Source organism: Pseudomonas sp. Y24-6, assembly GCF_020295325.1.
Lineage (GTDB): Bacteria > Pseudomonadota > Gammaproteobacteria > Pseudomonadales > Pseudomonadaceae > Aquipseudomonas > Aquipseudomonas gregormendelii.
Genome location: NZ_JACBXG010000023.1, coordinates 26,887 through 44,803, shown reverse-complemented (window position 1 = coordinate 44,803; position 17,917 = coordinate 26,887). Strand labels below are relative to the sequence as shown.

Below are 17,917 nucleotides of genomic sequence, written 5' to 3'. Positions count from 1 at the left end.
CTTACCGGTCACCTTCTGTCACCGCTCATTGCCGCACTGGCTATGAGCGTGAGCTCGGCGTCGGTAGTATTCAACGCCTTGCGTCTGCGCCAGGCTTCCATTGATTGAGTGAAAACGACCGCTTGACCTTGCCATGGCAGCAAGGTTGAGGATAAGCCAACGCCGCAGAAAAGCCTCATGCGTCAGTCTTTCCATGATCAATTTTGTTGTGAGGAGTCACCAATGAAAACTATTGAACTGCAAGTCCAAGGCATGAGCTGTGGTTCATGCGTCAAACATGTCACCGAAGCGCTGCGCCCAGTTGAAGGCGTGAGTGACGTAGCGGTGGATTTACAAGCCGGACGGGTGAAGGTCAGCGGCGATTCGGACAGCCATGCGCTGCTTGCAGCCCTGGAGAACGCGGGCTATCCAGCACAGCTGGCGACAGTGGAAAGCGTAGCGAGTAAGAAAACCTCAGGTTGTGGCAGGAACGGCGGCGGTTGCTGCTGCCGGTAAGCATTATTTTTAAACTGGAGAACTCCCATGAAAACCAGTCTGCGTATCGCTGCGTTCACGAACTACTCATGACCGGAGCGGCACAAGCAGCTGAAGTCATCGACGTTTACCGCGATCCTAACTACGGCTGTTGCAGGATGCAGCCATCAATTTCAACATACATGAGGCCATGATAGATCTCTCTTTGACTGCCAGTAGGCCTGCGCTATGGTGTATGCCAAGCGCGACTTCTGAATCGCCCCGGATTTTCTAGACACCTTGCAAGCTCATTGCGTAACGCTTTTCAAACTCTACCGGTGACAGCTGATTGTTGAAACCATGGCGGCGTTTACGTTGTAGAACATCTCGATGTAATCGAACACATCACTCCGAGCATCTTCCCGCGTGGTGTAGATTTTTCGCTTGATCCGTTCCCGTTTCAGAAGCTGGAAAAAACTCTCGGCCACGGCGTTGTCATGACAGTTGCCTCGGCGACTCATGCTGGCAACCAAATTGTTTGCCTTCAAAAAGCTGCGCCAATCGGAGCTGCTGTACTGGCTGCCTTGATCGGAATGAACCATCACCTCTTGCTTCGGTTTACGCCTCCAAACCGCCATCAACAACGCATCAATAGCCAAATCACTGGTCATCTGCGACTTCATTGACCAGCCAACGACCTGCCGAGAAAACAGATCCAGTACCACCGCCAAATACAACCAGCCTTCATACGTACGAATGTACGTGATGTCGGTTACCCAAACCTTGTTGGGTTCCACGACATCGAACTGGCGCTTCAGCAAATTGGGTGAGACGACCGCCGGCTTACCGCCGTACTTTCCAGGGCGGCGTCGATAACCTGTCTGAGAACGCAGACCTTCAAGACGCATCAGCCTCGCCACACGATGACGACCACAATCCTCACCGACCTCACGCAGATCGTCGTGGATTTTGCGATAGCCATAAACGCCGCCGCTCTCCAGCCAGGAATGCTTGATCAAACCCAGCAGTCGCTGGTCGTCTTTGGCGCGTACAGATTGCGGCTCAGACAGCCAGGCGTAATAACCGCTGGGATGGACTTTCAGCGTCAGGCAAAGCCGTCGAATCGAATAGTCGCCCGCGCGCTGCTTGATAAAGGCGTACTTCAGCCGCACTCCTTGGCAAAGTACGCGGCGGCCTTTTTTAAGATGTCTCGCTCTTCAGTGACGCGCTTGAGTTCCGCTCGCAGACGACGCAGCTCAGCGGGCTGATCATCATCCTGTTGCCGTTCTTCTTGAGGTTTGCTGTAGCGCTTTATCCAGGCATAGAGGCTATGCGTCGACACGCCGAGACGGGCCGCTACCTCAGCGACAGGCAGCTTCTTTTCGGTCACTTGATTGACTGCTTGGATTTTGAATTCTTCGGGGTAACGCGGGTTGCTCATGGCACCTCCTAATTGGCCTCAGTTTAAGGCAAAGAGGTGTCTACGAAACCCGGGGCGATTCAGTCAAGGGCATACGATCATCTCGGACGATTTCGATATCATCGCGCAGATCAATTCAAGCCAAAAAGTCTCCGGCCCGCCAAAGCTTGTCACTCCAGATGGTACCTACCACAAGCATCAACCAGTTCTATTCGAACCTGCCGGCCCGCGAGATTTCGACTCGTTCATCGGAGTCATCATTTCAACAACAGACAAAGGTTTGTTGGTGAGCGCTAAAGGAGTGGTCATGCACTTCACCAACGACTTTGTCCGCAACTGCAGGACATCAGCGGCTTATGCAATCGACGTCGCGCAGGCGGCCAAGATCGGTTTGAGTCGCGGCGTTCTGGTCACCATTCGTGATCATGAGGTGGAGAAGTATTTGCGCGATGTCGGCGTTGAGATTCTCCAGCAATATGCTTTGCCGGAGTCTTCCGTACCGGCCAATAGCCCAACGGGGCAGCGCATAACACCATCAGTCGAAGGACACGGATGAGGTTGTCGTGTGGCCCAGTTGGCGTATGTATCTCAATGTCTTCGAATACGCTGCAGGAGCATCCCTTAGCCAGAGTCAGAAAATTGCGGGCTCGATGCAACACCATGACTCAATTAGAAGGCCTTGGATGGAGTCTTACTGGGCGTCAGCTGATCCGGAATCTGACGATGGCCCCGGTACTGAATCGTTTAGCGATCATGTCGGCAGAGCAAAGTCAGAGCTGCGGAAGCTTTACGGTAGGACTCGAACCATGATGGTCTTTGGTCGCGGGCAATTCATGCAGGTCATTCGCTGGGGCGGCTTTACTGGATTGTCGAGGAGGGGAGCATGGTGTTTGTATGGGGGGCTGCTTCACGCTGCCGTTCTCGCTCCTTTACTCACCATGGTGGTCGGTGGCTGGATGGAGATGTTCAGCTGTCATGGTTTGAGGAGGGCTGGTGCGTAGAAGGCGGAGTCGGAGGGGATCTAATTGTTGGAATTGCCCTGTAGGGCGCGGAATACTAGGGGTTGAGGCTGGGAGGGGTGGAGCGGGTAGAGGGAATCGAACCCTCAACTAAAGCTTGGGAAGCTTTCGTTTTGCCACTAAACTATACCCGCATTACGATACTTCTTTACTCACCAAAGCGGGCAGTCCAATAAGAACCCTCGTTATCAGCTTGGGAAGCTGGAGTAATGCCATTATACGACACCCGCTCAGAGCGGCTGACTTTGTACCAGATGTGCGCGCGGAAATGAAGTTTTTCTTTAAGTGCAAAGCTTTAGTACAGGTGAAACGGTTCAAAAAAACCATACGGCGGTCAATCGCGGGCAAGCCTTGCTCCTGCACAGCGGGAGGGGCTTGCTCGCGATGACTCTGTTTCAGATTGCCAGTGCATGGTGATCCTGGACGTAGTGGTAACGGGTTCGGCTTTCATGTTGCGCGGGTTTGAGGAAGCCGAGCAGGGCGTTGCGGCTGTCGCGGCAGGCAGCCTTGTGTTCCATGTCGAGGAAGTGGCCGGTCGCCTCCAGCGTGGTAAAGGTGCTGTGCTGCACGTGGTTGGCGAACAGTTGCGCGCCGTCGGCGGCGGTGTATTCGTCCCATTCGCCATTCATGAACAGCACCGGCACCTTGATCTTCTCTGACGCTTTGAGGAAGCACTGGCGGTCGCTGTTGAGCAGGTCGCTGATGTGGAAGTGCATTTGCCCGTACTCGTGCTCGGCCAGGCTGCTGACGTGGCGGTAGTTGAAGCGCTTGAACAGCGTTGGCAGGTGCTTGCCGATGGTGCTGTTGACCAGGTTGCCGACGCGGTCGCCGTCACGGCTGCCGAGGTAGTCGATGCCGCGCTCGAGGTAGTCGAGCATGTGCGCATTGATCTCCGGGGAGAACGAACTGATCACGGCTTTTTCGATGCGCCGTGGCTGCTGCGCGAGCGCCACCAGGGTGGCGGCGCCGCCCCAGGAGAACGACAGCACGTGTTCGGCGGCGAAGTGATCGATCAGCTCCAGCAGGATCTGCCCTTCGACTTCCTTGGTCAGCAATTTCTCGTGCAGGTTGTGGGCCTTCGACTTGCCCGCGTAGGGCTGGTCATAGCAGACCACGTTGAACTGCGGATGCAGGTTTTTCACGGTTTGTGCAAACGACGCAGTCGTGGCCATCGAGCCGTTGACCAAGATGATGGTCTTCTCTGCGGCGTCTGCGCGATAGAACTCCGTGTAAACCCGATACTGACCTTGTATATCCAGCACAGCGATTTCTGGCCTCATGTCATAAGACTCCTGGCAAGCGGGTATGCGCGCAAATGAGATTGCACGAGCTTTGTGACAGGTAGGCATATGCCTGGAATTTTGCGAGGCCCATGTCGATCCGGTAAGGCAGGTCGACGGGTATTATTATTGGCGGGCAGTTTGCTGGTCTGAGGCGGAACCTGAGGGTTCACTAACCGGCAAAAAGTTTCTTAGAAGTATGTTGTGACTCGTCAGTCACATTTCGGCTGACGACCTGATTCAAGCAGGGGCGAAGGCATCGCGCAAGTGCCTTTGGTAAATTGTTCGACAACTTCTGCTCAGCGGTAGCCCGCTTAGATCATTTCGATCTCTTGGGCGGTCAGCGGGCGGTATTCCCCCGGGTTCAACGAGCTGTCGAGCACCAGCGGACCCATGCGCTCGCGGTGCAGGCGCAGCACTTTGTTGTCGAAGTGGCCGAACATGCGCTTCACCTGGTGATAACGACCTTCGACAATGCTCAGGCGTGCCGACCTGGGGCCAAGCACCTCCAGGTTGGCGGGCAGGGTGGTCAGGTCTTCGAACGCGAAGTACAGGCCCTCGGCAAACTTGCGCGCATATTCGGGGCCGATCAGTTGCTCGGTTTCGACGTAATAGACCTTGGGCAGTTTGGTCTGGGGCTGTGTCAGGCGCCGCGACCAGCTGCCGTCGTTGGTGATGAGCATCAGGCCGGTGGTGTTGAAGTCCAGGCGACCGGCGATGTGCAGGTCCTCCTTGTCCGGCTCGTGGATCAGGTCGAGGACGGTCGGGTGCCCCGGGTCGCGGGTGGCGCTGACGCAGCCAGGGGGTTTGTGCAGCATGTAGTGACGCACGGGCTTGCCAGGCTGCAACACCTCGCCATCGACTTCGACCCGGCTGAACTCGCGGACTTCGGCGTGCGGGTCGCTGACGATACTGCCATCGATGCGCACGCGTTTTTCCACCAGCAACAGGCGCACCTGCTTGCGGTTGAAGCACGGCAGATTGCTGAGAAAACGGTCTACACGCATGAGGGGCGTCGGCAGGAAAAGGCCGCGTATCTTACGTGATCGGCCGGGCGCCCGCTTGCAGTTGCGCCTCGACGCCGGCGCAGCGTGGGCACAGGCAGGTGGCGTTGCGCAGTTCGGCGGGCAAGGCTTCAAGCACTGCCGGGTCGATGCTGACGCCGTAGCACCAGCAGGCCCGAGCGGCGGTGAGCGGGTCGGCCAGGGTGCAGTCGTTGGGCGCACCGCAGGCCGGGCAGGTATCTGGTTTATTCATGAACGGTGTGTGGACTGCTTGAGTGGGACAGCATGCAGGTGCGGTTGCGGCCGGTTTGCTTGGCCCGATACATCGCATGATCCGCCCGGGACAGCAATGTGTGCAAGGTGTCGTCAGGTTGCAGGGTGGTAAGGCCGATGCTCACGGTCAGCTTCAGCGAATGACCGTTATAGGCATAGTCCTGCTGCTCGACGTGCCGGCGGATTTTCTCGGCGATCATCTGGCCAGTCTCGCCATCGGTGTCTTTGAGCAACACAATGAACTCTTCGCCGCCCCAGCGGCAGACGATGTCGGAATGGCGCAGGCAGCTTTCCAGGTCCCGGGCAAAGCCGATCAGCACCTGGTCGCCGGCGAGGTGGCCATAGGTGTCGTTCAATGCCTTGAAGTGGTCCAGGTCGAGCAGTAACGCGGTCAGGGGTTTCGGCTCGCGCTGCGCTTCATGCATGGCTTGCGCGGCCAGCAGATCGAAGCCGCGGCGGTTGGGCAGGTCGGTCAGGCTGTCGAGGGTGGCCTGGGCGTGGATGCGGCTCTGGTAGCGCTTGATCACACGGTTCAGCAGGGCCAGCACGATGAGGGTGACGAGCAGGCAGATCAGCAAATTGAGGTACAGCGAATGGCGAATTTCGCTCAGTGCGCCGTCTTCGCGCTTGTCGACGAACAGGTACCAGTTGAGCTCCGGAATAAACCGCACGTTGAGGAAATGGCCCTCGCCCTGGACCGAGTACTCGTAGCTGCCGCTGTTGGGTTTGGGCAGTTGGCTGACGAGACTCTTCATGCTGTCGAGTTCGCTCAGGGTCTGCCCAATGTGCGCGCCTTGGGGCCCGCCTTCTGCGCCGGTCAGCACCAGGCGGCCAAAGGTGTCGACGAAGTACACGCTGCGTTGATAGCGCTGCTGGTAGCGGTCGATCAGCTTGATCACCGCATCGACGGTCAGGCCGACGCCTGCCGCGCCGATGAACCGGTTGTTGTAGTCATAGACCTTGTAGTTGATGAAGAAGGTCAGATTGTCCTTGTTGGCCAGGTCCGGATCGACGTTGATCTCGTAGGGCTCGGCCATGTCGCGCACGCGAAAGTACCAGGCATCGCGGGGCTCGGTGACCTTGATCTGCTTGAGCACGCCCTTGGCATGGTAGTAGGTGAGGCTGGCGTTGGAGACGAAAAACGCGGTGTAGGCACCGTAGTGCGTCATCACTTCATTGAGGTAGCGGGTCATCTGCTCGGGGTTCTGCTCGCCGTCCACCACCCAGTCTCGCATGAAGGTGTCGCGGGACATCATCGAGGAAATCAGGATCGGCCGGACCAGGTCTTTCTGGATTTCCGAATAGACGGTGTCCGATGTCAGCGGCAGCTCGGTGTTGACGATGCTGTCGCGGATCGACGCGCGCGAGGCGTAATAGCTGAGCAAGGACGTGGCCAGGAAGCCGGCGCCGAGCAAGGCGATCAGGGTGAGCACCAATGAACGTTGCGAATACAGCGGCGAGCGAAGCGGCATGACAATTCCGTTGGCAATGATCCGGTGCAAAACATTCTAAAGGCACTGCGGAGAAATAACTGTGGGATTTGCAGGGTGAATTGGTAAGGATCAGGACGGGTGGTGGCAGGGAGGGTGTCATCGCGGGCAAGCCTGGCTCCTGCAAGAGCGGGCTTGCTCGCGAAGCGTGAGGTCACTGCCGATCGGTCAGATACGCACGCCATCCGCCAAAATGGCTGATGTCGACTGCGCCTTCCAGGCCATAATTTTCACAGATAAATCCGCTCTCCCAACGGCCATCTGCCAACTGCACTTTACCCAGGCCCAAAGGGGCCGGGATGCCGGTGAGGAACGAGCCCAGTTCGCTGCTCGGCAACTCCCAGACCTCCACTGCGATGGCCGCGCCGCCGTCCTTTACCCGCACCATGCCCGGGCGAAACGGTGGGCCACCGGCCAATGCGTACAGGCGATAGTCCGCTGAACTGAAAGTGGTCTCGACCAGCGTCGCTCCCCGGCGCTTGAGCTGCCAGTTGAGCGCCAGCCCGTCCAGGTGGGCACCGCACACCACCAGCCTGGCGCGATCATTGCGGGCGACCGGGGCGGGCGTGGAGGCCTCGTCGGGATGCTGGAAACCCTCGGCCACGCTTAGCAGGTATTGATCGGTAAACGCCCGGCCAAACAGCGTCACGCCCCACGGCAGGCCATTGCCCATGAAGGCGCTGGGCACGGCCACGGCGGCGTAGTCGAGCAGGTTCATGAAGTTGGTGTAGTACCCCAGCTCCGAATTGCGCTGTACCGGTTCGGCATGCAGTTCGGCCAACGTCACAGGACGGCCGATGGTCGGGGTAAGAACGCAGTCGAGGTTTTCCAGCGCCTTGTCGCAAAGTGCTTTCAAGGCTTGCAGGCGGTACTGCGCGCGGAAGGTTTGCACGCCATCTACCGCAGGCGCCTTGGCCAACACCGCGCGGATGACCGGCAGCACCGCCTCTGGATTGCGCTCCATCAATTCCCCGGCCACGCTGTAGCGCTCGGCGACCCAGGGGCCTTCATAGAGCAGGCGCGCCGCTTCGAGAAAGGGCGACAGATCCAGCTCGACCGCCTCGCCACCCAGCGCCTTGAGGCGGTCGATGGCATCACCGAACAGCAGCGGCCCTTCAGGACAACCGAACAACTGCAGATCCTGCGCTCGCGGCACGCCGAAGCGGAACGGGCCCGCAGTACCGAATGCCGAGCCGTCATTCCACAGCGGATTGCTGCGGCTGTACGCGTCCAGTGGGTCCAGCTGCGCGGTCAGCGCCAAAAGCTGGCTGGCTTCCCGGGCGGTAGCAGTGAAAGTGGTGACGCAATCGAGGGTGCGACAGGCCGGGACTACGCCTGCGGTGGAGATCAAGCCTTTGGTGGCTTTCATCCCCACCAGATTGTTCAGTGCGGCCGGCACGCGTCCGGAGCCCGCCGTGTCGGTACCCAACGCGAAACTCGCCACACCCAGGGCGACCGCCAGCGAAGACCCGGCACTGGAACCGCCCGATGGATACTCCGGCAACACGCTGTTGGGGCAGGCGCCGTAGGGCGAGCGACTGCCATTGAGGCCGGTGGCGAACTGATCGAGATTGGTCTTGCCCAGGGGAATCGCGCCCAGCGCCAGCAACTGTTCGACAATGGTCGCCGAGCGCTCCGGCACATAGGCAAACGCCGGGCACGCAGCGGTGGTCGGGATGCCTGCCAGGTCGATGTTGTCTTTGATCGCGAACGGCACGCCGTACAGCGGCAGGCTCTCGACGTCGCGACCGTCGAGTGCGGCAAGGTAAGGTTCGAGCTCGTCGGCGCTTAGCAAATGGATGAACAGGTGATAATCCGGGTTCAGCGCTGCGGCCTTGTCGCGCAGACCCGCAAGCAGTTGACGAGGGGTGAGGCTGCCGTCGCGGTAGGCCGTGCGCAGGGCGTCGAGTTGCAGGTTAATGTTCATGCTGTCAGTCCTTTTGCAAAATGGATTCAGTCGAGTTCCAGTACCACCACGCGTTGTCCGGCGCGCACCGGCGAACCCGGTTGCACGCGGACCTCGCGGACGATGCCGGCCATCGGCGCGAGCAGCGGGATTTCCATCTTCATCGACTCCAGGATCACCAGCACATCACCGGCCTGAACCCGGCTGCCGGCCTCGACCTGAACCTGCCAGAGGTTGCCGGCGATATGGCTGTCGACGCTCATTTCGCCGCTGGCCAGCGCCGCGTCCTCGGTCACTGGCGGGGCCGGCTCGTCGCTGTCGAAATGCGCCTGGCCGCTGGCTATCCAGCGTTCGCGCTCGGCGCTGAATGCGCCTTGCTGCTGAGCGCGAAACGCCGCGATGGTCTGTGCTTCCTTCGCGAGGAAATCCTGATAATCAGCAAGGTTCAACTGGCTGTGCTCGATGTTCAGCTCGAAGCGACCCAAGGGAAAATCCCGCCGGATGCCCAGCAGTTCTTCGGCGCTGACCGGGTAGAAGCGGATCTGGTCGAAGAAGCGCAGCAACCAGGGTTTGCCATCGAATGCGGCGACTTCGCGATAGCGGTTCCACATCTGCAACGTGCGGCCGACGAACTGGTAGCCGCCAGGGCCCTCCATGCCGTAGACACACATGTAGGCGCCGCCGATACCGACGGAATTTTCCGCGGTCCAGGTGCGCGCAGGGTTGTACTTGGTGGTCACCAGGCGATGGCGGGGGTCCAGCGGGGTGGCCACGGGAGCGCCCAGGTACACGTCGCCCAGGCCCATCACCAGGTAGCTGGCGTCGAACACCGTGCGCTGCACTTCGTCGAGGTTTGGCAGGTCGTTGATGCGGCGGATGAACTCCAGGTTGCTCGGGCACCATGGGGCATCCTTGCGCACGGTGGTCATGTATTTCTCGATCGCCAACTGGCACGCTGGATCGTCCCAGGACAAGGGCAGGTGGACAATGCGCGAGGGCACTTGCAGGTCCTTGGCGGCGCACACGGCGTCCCATTCGCCGGCAACGATGCCCAGCAGATCGGCGAGGGGCAATTGCTCGGGTTGGTAGTGCACTTGCAGCGAGCGGATGCCGGGCGTCAGGTCGATCACGCCATGCAGGTGTTTGCTTTCCAGGGCTTGCATGAGGGCGTGGCCGCGGAAGCGCAGCACCAGGTCGAGCTCGGGCGCGCCGATTTCCAGTAGCAGATGCGTATCCCCCGACAACCTTGCAACCAACCGCGTATCCCCCTGGCCCAACTCCAACACCACAGGCGACATAAGGCCCTGTGGGAGCTGGCTTGCCAGCGATGAAGTTGATGCGGTGTCTGGTCGGGCCCCATCGCGGGCGAGCCAGCTCCCACAGGTATCCCATTTGCAGGCAAGATAGCGGGCGGTCTGGACATCGACGGGGTGGAACTGCACTTTGTCTCCGGCCTTGAGCTGCCCAAGCTGCCACAGGTCTGCCTCGATCACGGTCACCGGGCAAACGAAGCCGCCCAGACTCGGCCCGTCCGGCCCGAGGATGACCGGCATGTCGCCGGTGAAATCCACCGCGCCAATGGCGTACGGATTGTCATGGATGTTCGAGGGGTGCAGGCCCGCCTCGCCACCGTCGGCACGTACCCATTCAGGCTTGGGCCCGATCAGGCGCACACCGGTGCGGCTGGAGTTGAAGTGCACTTCCCACTGAGTCGCGAAGAACGTGCCGATGTATTGCTCGGTGAAATATTCCGGGGCGCCGTGGGGCCCGTAGATCACCCGAATTTGCCGCACGGCGGGCAACTCGCCGAGCTGTGCTTCGGGCAGCGTAATGCCAGTGCTGCGCTCCTGCAGCGTCGGTACGTGCAGCACATCGCCTGCGCGTAATGCGCGACCGCCGTGGCCGCCAAACTGGCCGAGGGTGAAGGTGCTTTTGCTGCCCAGGTAGTCCGGAACCTGCAGCCCGCCCCGCAGGCACAGATAGCTGCGAGCACCTGCGCCGGCTATTGTGCCGAGGCTCAGGGTGGATCCGGCCGGGATCAGCAGCGTGGTGTTCATCGCCACCGCTTCTGCGTTCAAGGTCATTGGAATTGCCGCCCCGGTGACCGCCACCACGGCATCGCAATTAAAGCGCAGCAGCGGCCCGCTCATGGTGATTTCCAGGGCCGCGGCACCTTCGTCGTTACCCAGCAAGCAGTTGCCCAGGCGCAGTGCGCGACTGTCCATCGGCCCTGAAGGCGGCACGCCCACCGCCCAGTAGCCAAGACGTCCGGGATAGTCCTGCACGCTGGTTTGGGTCCCGGCGTTAAGCACCTCGAAGGTGTCGGCCTGATACACCAGGTTTTCAAGGCAACGGGTCCACGGCTGACCGCTGGCGAACGGCGCGTCGAGCAGGATCTGGCGCAGGTAATCGCGGTTGGTTTCCACGCCGTAGAGCTGGCTGTCGCCCAGGACTCGATGCAGATCGCCGGCCGCTTCTTCGCGGCTCGGCGCCCAGCAGATGACCTTGGCGATCATCGGGTCGAAGTAGGGTGGAATCTCGCAACCGGCTTCGACCCAAGTGTCGATACGCAGGTGTTTGCCGTCGGCGACCGGGAAGTTCACGGTGGTGAGCAAGCCAGGGCTCGGTTGAAAGTCCCGGCCGGGATCTTCGGCATACAGCCGCGCCTGAATCGCGTGACCCTGAGGCTGCAAGCTGCGGCTCAACTCGCTCAGCGGCGGCAGATCACCGGCCGCCAGTTCGATCATCCAGCGCACCAGATCGACGCCCCACACCTGTTCGGTGACGCCATGTTCCACCTGGAGGCGGGTGTTCACTTCGAGAAAATAGAAGCGCTGGTCTGCGCTGTCGAAGACGAACTCCACCGTGCCGGCACTGCGATAGTTGACCGCCTTCGCCAGCTTGATAGCCGCTGCGCAGAGCTCGTCAGCCATGCCTTCAGGCAGGTTGGGTGCAGGGGTTTCTTCGAGGACTTTCTGGTTGCGGCGCTGCACCGAGCAGTCGCGTACACCCAGTGCCAGCACTTCACCGCGACCATCGCCAAACACCTGGACTTCGAGATGTCGGGCGCGCTGGATGTACTTCTCGATGAAGACCCCGGCGTCGCTGAAGTTGTTCTGGCCCAGGCGTTTGACCGCTTCAAAGGATTCGCTCAACTCGGCGGCGCTGCGGCAGACACGCATGCCGATGCCACCGCCACCGGCCGTGCTTTTGAGCATTACCGGGTAGCCTACCTGTTCGCCGGCAAGCAGGGCATCGTCGAGGCTGTCGAGCAACTCGGTGCCTTCGAGCATCGGCACACCTTGCTTGCGGGCCAGTGCCCGCGCCGTGTGCTTGAGGCCGAACACCCGCAGTTGCTCGGGCGTGGGGCCGATGAATGCGATGTGCGCGGCTTCACAGGCCTCGGCGAATGCGGCGTTTTCCGAAAGGAAGCCGTATCCGGGATGGATTGCCGTGGCGCCGCTGGCCTTGGCGATGGCGAGGATTTTCTCGACGACGAGGTAGGTGCCGGCGGCAGCGCCTTCACCCAGGCTGTACGCTTCGTCGGCCTGCAGGATGTGCAGGCTGGCGGCATCGGCTTCGGAGTAAACGGCCGCGCCCTTGACCTTCAGCTCGCGCAGGGTGCGCAGGATTCGGCAGGCAATGGCGCCACGGTTGGCAATCAGGACTTTTTCGAACATGGCAAACCCCTGGAGGGGATGCGGGCCGTCCCGCAGTTTTTCGACAGGCGCCGGGGTCGTCCCCGACTGCAGATTCAATTTTCTTCAGAACACCATCGTTCACTGTGGGAGCGGGCTTGCCCGCGATGAGGCCGGCACTCCAACATCGATGCCGACTGACCCACCGCTATCGCGGGCAAGCCCGCTCCCTCAGGGGCTATGGCGTTCTCACTTTTTCAGGCACTGGCCTGAACGGGCCTGGCACAGGGCGAACAGCCATTTGCGCAACTGCTTCATTTTCAGTTCCATACCAGCACCTGCGCCGCAGTCGGGTTGTAGGCATTGCACGGGTTGTTCAGTTGCGGGCAGTTGGAGATCAGCATGATCACGTCCATCTCTGCGCGCAGTTCAACGTACTTGCCCGGCGCTGAAATGCCGTCCTCAAACGTCAAGCCGCCGTCCGCCGTCACCGGCACATTCATGAAAAAATTGATGTTTGGCCCGATATCACCCTTGCTCAAGCGGCCGTCGTGAGCGCAGGCCCGCAGGTAGTTATCGCGGCAGCTGTGCATGTAGCGTTTCTCCAGGGCGTAGCGCACGGTGTTGCTCTCTTGCGCGCAGGCGCCGCCGAGGGTGTCGTGACGGCCGCAGGTGTCGGCGACTATGGTCAGCATCGGCCTGCCGAGGTTGGAATACAGCACGCTCCCGGTGCCCAGGTAGACGCTGTTCTGCCGGCGCAGAGTGCGCTGTACGTCGTATCGCTCCCTGGGGTTGGCGAGGCTGTAGAACAAGGTGTCGACCGCCTGGTTACCCTCAAGGTCAAGGATGCGCAGGGTCTGGCCGGCCTTGACCTCCAGCAGGAAAGGTTCGCCTGCCGGGATGGTGGCGCGGTAGACCGCCGTTTCAGGGAGCTGTTGCGGGGTGGCGATAGCGAGTGACATGGCAGCGATCCTCAGGCGAACAGGCGGTCGGTGTTGATGAAGCCGCGCTCGTTTTCCGGGCGCGAAGTGCGGCAGTGTTCGGCGACGCTGGCGTCGGCGTTCATCCAGCTGAGCTTCAGGGGTTGGGGCGCATAATCGGGTGCCGGGTCCATCGGATGTTGCAGGGCGGTCAGCACCACCAGCGTGTCCATCGGCGCATACAGCTCGATGTAGTCCCCCGCTTTGGAGTTGCCGGCCACGAAGTGAAAAGCCCCGGCCTCGTCAACGTTCACCCGGCTGAACAGGTTGAGGGTCATCAGCAGGTCGGACAGGCCCAGCCCCCATTTGCCCAGCTCCACCAGCAGGTTGTCGGTGCCGTTGCGGAAGAAACCATTGCGCAGTTCCTGGTAGCGGCCTGCACCGTATTTTTGCGCGACTTCTTCAGCGCACAGCACGCCGCCGAGGCTGTCGCTCCAGCCACAGGTGTCGGCCGTGATGGCCGCGAGTACGCGGCCCATGTCCGAGTACAGGCAATGGCCCTTGGTGAGCTTGGCGGTGTGCTGGCATTTGAGGCTGTCGGGCAGGCTCAGGCGTTCGCTTTTCTCGTTGGCGTTGAGCAGCGTCAGGCTGACGTTGGCGCCGCCGCGCAGGTCGGTCAGGCGAAGCAGTTGGCCGCGCTTGAGGATGAACGAACGGTGGCCGCCGCCTGGCAGGGTTTCTTCGGCGAATATGGGGAACAGTTGAGTCGAGTCAGTCATGTGCTAATTCCTCTAAGCGATTCCAAGCGTGCCTGCCAGCGATGCCGGCAAAGCGTCGACGGCGGCGCGATGGACGCGGCGGTCGCTGTTCAAAGGGATGTCGTAGGTAATGCGTGCGCCATAGGCGCCGGGGGCGTGCGGGTCGACGCGAACCTTGTCGAATACCAGCAGGCGGGTGCCCAGGCTGAAACCTTCGGACAGGTCGTGGGTGACCATGAACACCGTCAGTTGCGTCTCGCGCCACAGTTCCAGCAGCAAGGCGTGCATGTCCTTGCGGATGCCCGGGTCGAGGGCGCCGAACGGTTCGTCGAGCAGCAACACGCGGGGTTTCATGATCAGCGCCTGGGCGATGGCCAGCCGTTGTTGCATGCCGCCGGACAGCTGCGCCGGGTACTTGTCCAGCGAATGCCCGAGGCCCACCTTGTGCAGGAGCACCGAGGCGTGTTCGCGGGCTTCTTTTTTTGCGCTGCCGAACAATCGCCCGAACAACGGCGAATGCGGCAGTTCAAGGCCGAGTGCGACGTTGTCCAGCACCGTCAGGTGGGGGAATACCGAGTACCGCTGGAATACCACTCCACGACTCGAATCCGGTTCGCCGGCCAGGGCCTGGCCATCGAGCAGGATTTCGCCGCGACTGGCGCGTTCCTGGCCCAGCAGCAGGCGCAGGAAGGTCGACTTGCCGCAGCCTGAAGCGCCTACCAGGGTGCAGAATTCACCTTCGTTGACCCTGAGGTTCAGGCCTTCGAGCACCACCTGGTCGGCGTATTGCTGCCAGACGTTTTTTACGCTGATAAAGCTCATGCCCGTGCCCCTTCATACCAGGGGAATGCGCGCCGGGTCAGGTGCTTGAGACCCCAGTCCATCAACCAGGCGAGCAGGGTGATCCACACCACATACGGCAGGATCACGTCCATCGCCAGGTAGCGGCGTACCAGGAAGATGCGGTAACCGAGGCCATCGGTCGAGGCGATGGCTTCGGCGGCGATCAGGAACAACCAGGCTGAGCCAAGCATCAGTCGCAAGGAAATCAGCAGGCGCGGCAGCAATTGCGGCAGCACCACCCGCAGCATCAGGGTCCAGGTTGAAGCGCCGAGAGTCTGGGCCTTGATCAGCAGCTCCTGCGGAATTTCCCGGGCGCGCTGTTCCAGGTCACGGGCCAGGCAGGGGGTGATGCCGATGACGATCAGCATCACCTTGGACAGTTCTCCGAGCCCGAACACGATGAACAGAATGGGCAGTATCGCCAGCGGTGGCACCATCGACAGCACCGTCAGCAGTGGGGATAACGGCGCGCCGAACAGCGGCAGGGTCCCGGCTGCAATTCCCAGGCACAGGCCGGCCAGCGCGCTGATGCCAAGGCCGATGGCCAGGCGGCGCAGGCTCGATGCAGTGTCCTGCCACAGCAGGTAGTCCCCGGTGCGGGCGTCGGCGTTGAACGCCAGGCGTTTTACCGCGTCGGTCATCTGCACGGCGCTGGGCAGCAGCTTGTCGTTGGGGTTTTCCGCCAGTCGCTCGGCCGAGCCCATGAAGTAGGCAAACAGCACCAGGGCGAACGGCAGGATCACCAGCAAAAGGCGACTCGGGCGGTCCGGGTGACGATTGATCAGGCGCATGGCCAGTCCTCCTGGTTACAGCTTGGCGTCGGCGGCCAGCTGTACATAGGTCGGGTCGAAACGCAGCTTGAGGTTGGCCTTGTCACCGCTGGTCACGCCATTGGCGAAGGCCATGCCGACGGCGCTGGTGTCCTTGGCGCCTTCGCCGAGCAAGCCGTGCTGGAAGGAAAACTCAGCGACCTTGCGCATGGTTTCCGGCAGTTGTTTGCTGGTGGCAAAGTCGAGTGCTTCCCGGGGTGTGGCGAACAGTTTGGTGGTGTCCAGTTGCGCCTGGAAACCGGCCAGGTCAGTGCCGGACGATTTGGCCATATGTTCGAGCGCGGTTTTGCCTGCGGCGTTTTTCTGGTTCATCAACTCGACGACTTCGAACCAGGCGCCGGTCAGGGCCTTGCCCAGGGCCGGGTTGTCTTTGAGGGTGGCGCTGTTGACGACCATCATGTCCATGATTTCGCCGGGGATCTGGCTGGAGTTGAAGACCTCGCTCACGCCGGGTTTTGCCTTGATGTCCGAGAGCATCGGGTTCCAGGTGGTCACTGCATTGACTTGATCGGTGTTGAATGCGGCCGAGATGTCGGCGTCGGAGGTGTTGACCACTTTCAGGTCCTTCTCGGTGAGGTCCACCGAGTCCAGCGCGCGGGCCAGCAGGTAGTGGGATACCGACAGCTCTACCAGGTTGACGTCCATGCCCTTGAGGTCGGAGACTTTCTTGCCATCGCCCTTGAGCACGATGCCGTCGTTGCCGTTGGAGAAGTCGCTGACGATCAGCGCGGTGCTGTCGACGCCGCCGGCTGCCGGGATGGTCAGCGCGTCCATGTTGGTCATGGTGCAGCCGTCGAACTGGCCGGCGGTGTATTGGTTGATGGATTCGACGTAGTCGTTGAGCTGTACCACATCGATCTTGATGCCGTACTTTTTCGCCCATTTATCGACGATGCCCTGGCTGCCTGCGTATTCCCAGGGCATCCAGCCGGCGTAGATGGTCCAGCAGACGCTGAAGTGGTCTTTTTGCGCGGCCTGGGAAGAGAAACTCACGATGGCTGCGAAGGCAGCGGCGAACAGAACGGGTAAACGAGGCTGGGACATGGTGGTTCTCCAGTTGATCATGGGCGGACAGGAGGCAACGCGGCACCGCGAACGGTGGCTTGTCTCCCGGGCTTTTGTCCCGCCGTGTAACCTCAACTGGAGGTCGCCAACTCTCGGACCAGCCACTCGCCTTAGCGAGCCGGAACCCTAGTCAGCCATTGCAAATTGTGGTGCCGCGAACCTGTGATGACTCCTGCACGAGGTTGTTAAAGCGAGAGCCGTGCCAAGTCGGCCCGACCGCTCTGGGCCGGGGTTCTGCCGGATTTCATGCAGGGGAGGGGATAGGTGTGCGCATTGTGATGGTGCGGCGGTGCACTGCAATGGATCGTGGTGGTGCCGGTTAAAGGGCAGGAGATAGATGAAGAACCTTTCATCGGCGAGATGTTTCAACGTATTGCAAGACCGCACCAGATTCCGGAATCGATGTCTGATCTATCGACAGTCACCGAATAATTGACTGTCGCCTGCCAGCGTCGCTGGTGTGGCTCACTCGCGGTCCAGGAGGCCGCCATGCTCTCTCGAATAAAACTGCGAATTCTTCTGATTGCTGCGTTGGGATTATCAGTGGGCGCCTGCGTGCCCTATTCCGATGGAGGAGGCAGCTACTACAGTTCCGAGGTCTATACCTCGCCCGCGCCTGCCTACTATTCCGGCGGCACTTACTACTCGGGAGGCGGCGGTTATTACACCCAGCCGCGCCGCTACTACGCACCGCCTGCGCGGTATTACCAGCCGACTCCGCGGCATTATTACCAGCCACGGGTCTACCAGCCGGCACCGCGTTATTACCACTCATCACCAAGGGCCGATTATCGGGCTCAGCAGCGGCACGGCTGGGATGGATCTAATCGTGGCGGCGGCAACAATGACTATCGCGGCGGCGGACGCCACGGTGGGCGTGGCGACCATAATGGTCGCGGTGATCACGATGGCCGGGGTGGCCGCAACCGCTGAAGCCGCTGAAACCGTGTAGGAGCGAATTGCCGGCGACGGATTGCCGGCCATCTACGATGTATCTGATACATCGCGCCCTACGGGT

The 17,917-nt window shown here is 60.8% G+C and carries 14 protein-coding genes, 1 tRNA gene, 1 pseudogene and 1 riboswitch; of the genes and pseudogenes, 3 read left to right on the top strand and 13 right to left on the bottom strand.

Annotation, left to right across the window (positions count from 1 at the left end; all coding sequences use genetic code 11):
- The first annotated feature begins 222 nt into the window (after window positions 1–222).
- Window positions 223–495, top strand: coding sequence for a heavy-metal-associated domain-containing protein (locus HYI44_RS28225; protein WP_225571100.1), 273 nt, complete (start codon window positions 223–225; stop codon window positions 493–495).
- Window positions 496–744: 249 nt separating this feature from the next.
- Here HYI44_RS28225 and HYI44_RS28220 read toward each other — a convergent pair.
- A pseudogene (locus tag HYI44_RS28220) lies at window positions 745–1,894 on the bottom strand (IS3 family transposase).
- 286 nt (window positions 1,895–2,180) lie between these two features.
- Between HYI44_RS28220 and HYI44_RS28215 the strand changes: the two are divergent.
- Window positions 2,181–2,429 carry a hypothetical protein gene (locus HYI44_RS28215; protein WP_225571099.1) on the top strand — a complete coding sequence of 83 codons (249 nt, stop codon included), beginning with the start codon at window positions 2,181–2,183 and terminating at the stop codon, window positions 2,427–2,429.
- A 523-nt stretch (window positions 2,430–2,952) separates the two neighbouring features.
- Here HYI44_RS28215 and HYI44_RS28210 read toward each other — a convergent pair.
- The 12 genes from HYI44_RS28210 to HYI44_RS28155 form a co-directional block, all read right to left on the bottom strand.
- A tRNA-Gly gene (locus HYI44_RS28210) sits at window positions 2,953–3,026 on the bottom strand.
- A gap of 261 nt (window positions 3,027–3,287) precedes the next feature.
- Entirely contained in the window at window positions 3,288–4,172 is an 885-nt protein-coding gene (locus HYI44_RS28205; protein WP_045058799.1) for an alpha/beta fold hydrolase, read from the bottom strand.
- Between the two features lie 314 nt (window positions 4,173–4,486).
- Complete coding sequence (locus tag HYI44_RS28200; protein ID WP_225571098.1) at window positions 4,487–5,179, bottom strand: pseudouridine synthase; 693 nt, start codon at window positions 5,177–5,179, stop codon at window positions 4,487–4,489.
- A 31-nt stretch (window positions 5,180–5,210) separates the two neighbouring features.
- Window positions 5,211–5,429, bottom strand: a complete 219-nt coding sequence (locus tag HYI44_RS28195; protein ID WP_122837797.1) for a cysteine-rich CWC family protein — start codon at window positions 5,427–5,429, stop codon at window positions 5,211–5,213.
- A complete protein-coding gene (locus HYI44_RS28190) occupies window positions 5,422–6,921 on the bottom strand; it encodes a sensor domain-containing diguanylate cyclase (RefSeq protein ID WP_201149736.1) in 1,500 nt (499 codons plus the stop codon). The genes HYI44_RS28195 and HYI44_RS28190 overlap by 8 nt, the downstream gene beginning before the upstream one ends.
- Before the next feature lie 172 nt (window positions 6,922–7,093).
- On the bottom strand, window positions 7,094–8,866 hold the full coding sequence (gene atzF, locus HYI44_RS28185; RefSeq protein ID WP_225571097.1) for an allophanate hydrolase: 1,773 nt from the start codon (window positions 8,864–8,866) through the stop codon (window positions 7,094–7,096).
- A 26-nt stretch (window positions 8,867–8,892) separates the two neighbouring features.
- Window positions 8,893–12,525 (bottom strand): urea carboxylase, encoded by a 3,633-nt coding sequence (uca, locus tag HYI44_RS28180; protein ID WP_225571096.1) that lies wholly within the window; start codon window positions 12,523–12,525, stop codon window positions 8,893–8,895.
- A 278-nt stretch (window positions 12,526–12,803) separates the two neighbouring features.
- Window positions 12,804–13,445 carry an urea amidolyase associated protein UAAP2 gene (locus HYI44_RS28175; RefSeq protein WP_225571095.1) on the bottom strand — a complete coding sequence of 214 codons (642 nt, stop codon included), beginning with the start codon at window positions 13,443–13,445 and terminating at the stop codon, window positions 12,804–12,806.
- An 11-nt stretch (window positions 13,446–13,456) separates the two neighbouring features.
- Window positions 13,457–14,182 carry an urea amidolyase associated protein UAAP1 gene (locus tag HYI44_RS28170; RefSeq protein WP_225571094.1) on the bottom strand — a complete coding sequence of 242 codons (726 nt, stop codon included), beginning with the start codon at window positions 14,180–14,182 and terminating at the stop codon, window positions 13,457–13,459.
- A 12-nt stretch (window positions 14,183–14,194) separates the two neighbouring features.
- Entirely contained in the window at window positions 14,195–14,983 is a 789-nt protein-coding gene (locus tag HYI44_RS28165; RefSeq protein WP_225571093.1) for an ABC transporter ATP-binding protein, read from the bottom strand.
- On the bottom strand, window positions 14,980–15,795 hold the full coding sequence (locus HYI44_RS28160; protein WP_122837804.1) for an ABC transporter permease: 816 nt from the start codon (window positions 15,793–15,795) through the stop codon (window positions 14,980–14,982). The genes HYI44_RS28165 and HYI44_RS28160 overlap by 4 nt, the downstream gene beginning before the upstream one ends.
- A 15-nt stretch (window positions 15,796–15,810) precedes the next feature.
- A complete protein-coding gene (locus tag HYI44_RS28155) occupies window positions 15,811–16,878 on the bottom strand; it encodes a putative urea ABC transporter substrate-binding protein (protein WP_122837805.1) in 1,068 nt (355 codons plus the stop codon).
- 61 nt (window positions 16,879–16,939) lie between these two features.
- Window positions 16,940–17,040: riboswitch (guanidine-I (ykkC/yxkD leader) on the bottom strand.
- 348 nt (window positions 17,041–17,388) lie between these two features.
- Here HYI44_RS28155 and HYI44_RS28150 point away from each other — a divergent pair.
- Window positions 17,389–17,832: a hypothetical protein gene (locus tag HYI44_RS28150; protein WP_201149744.1), complete on the top strand. Its 444-nt coding sequence runs from the start codon at window positions 17,389–17,391 to the stop codon at window positions 17,830–17,832.
- The last annotated feature ends 85 nt before the right edge of the window (window positions 17,833–17,917 follow it).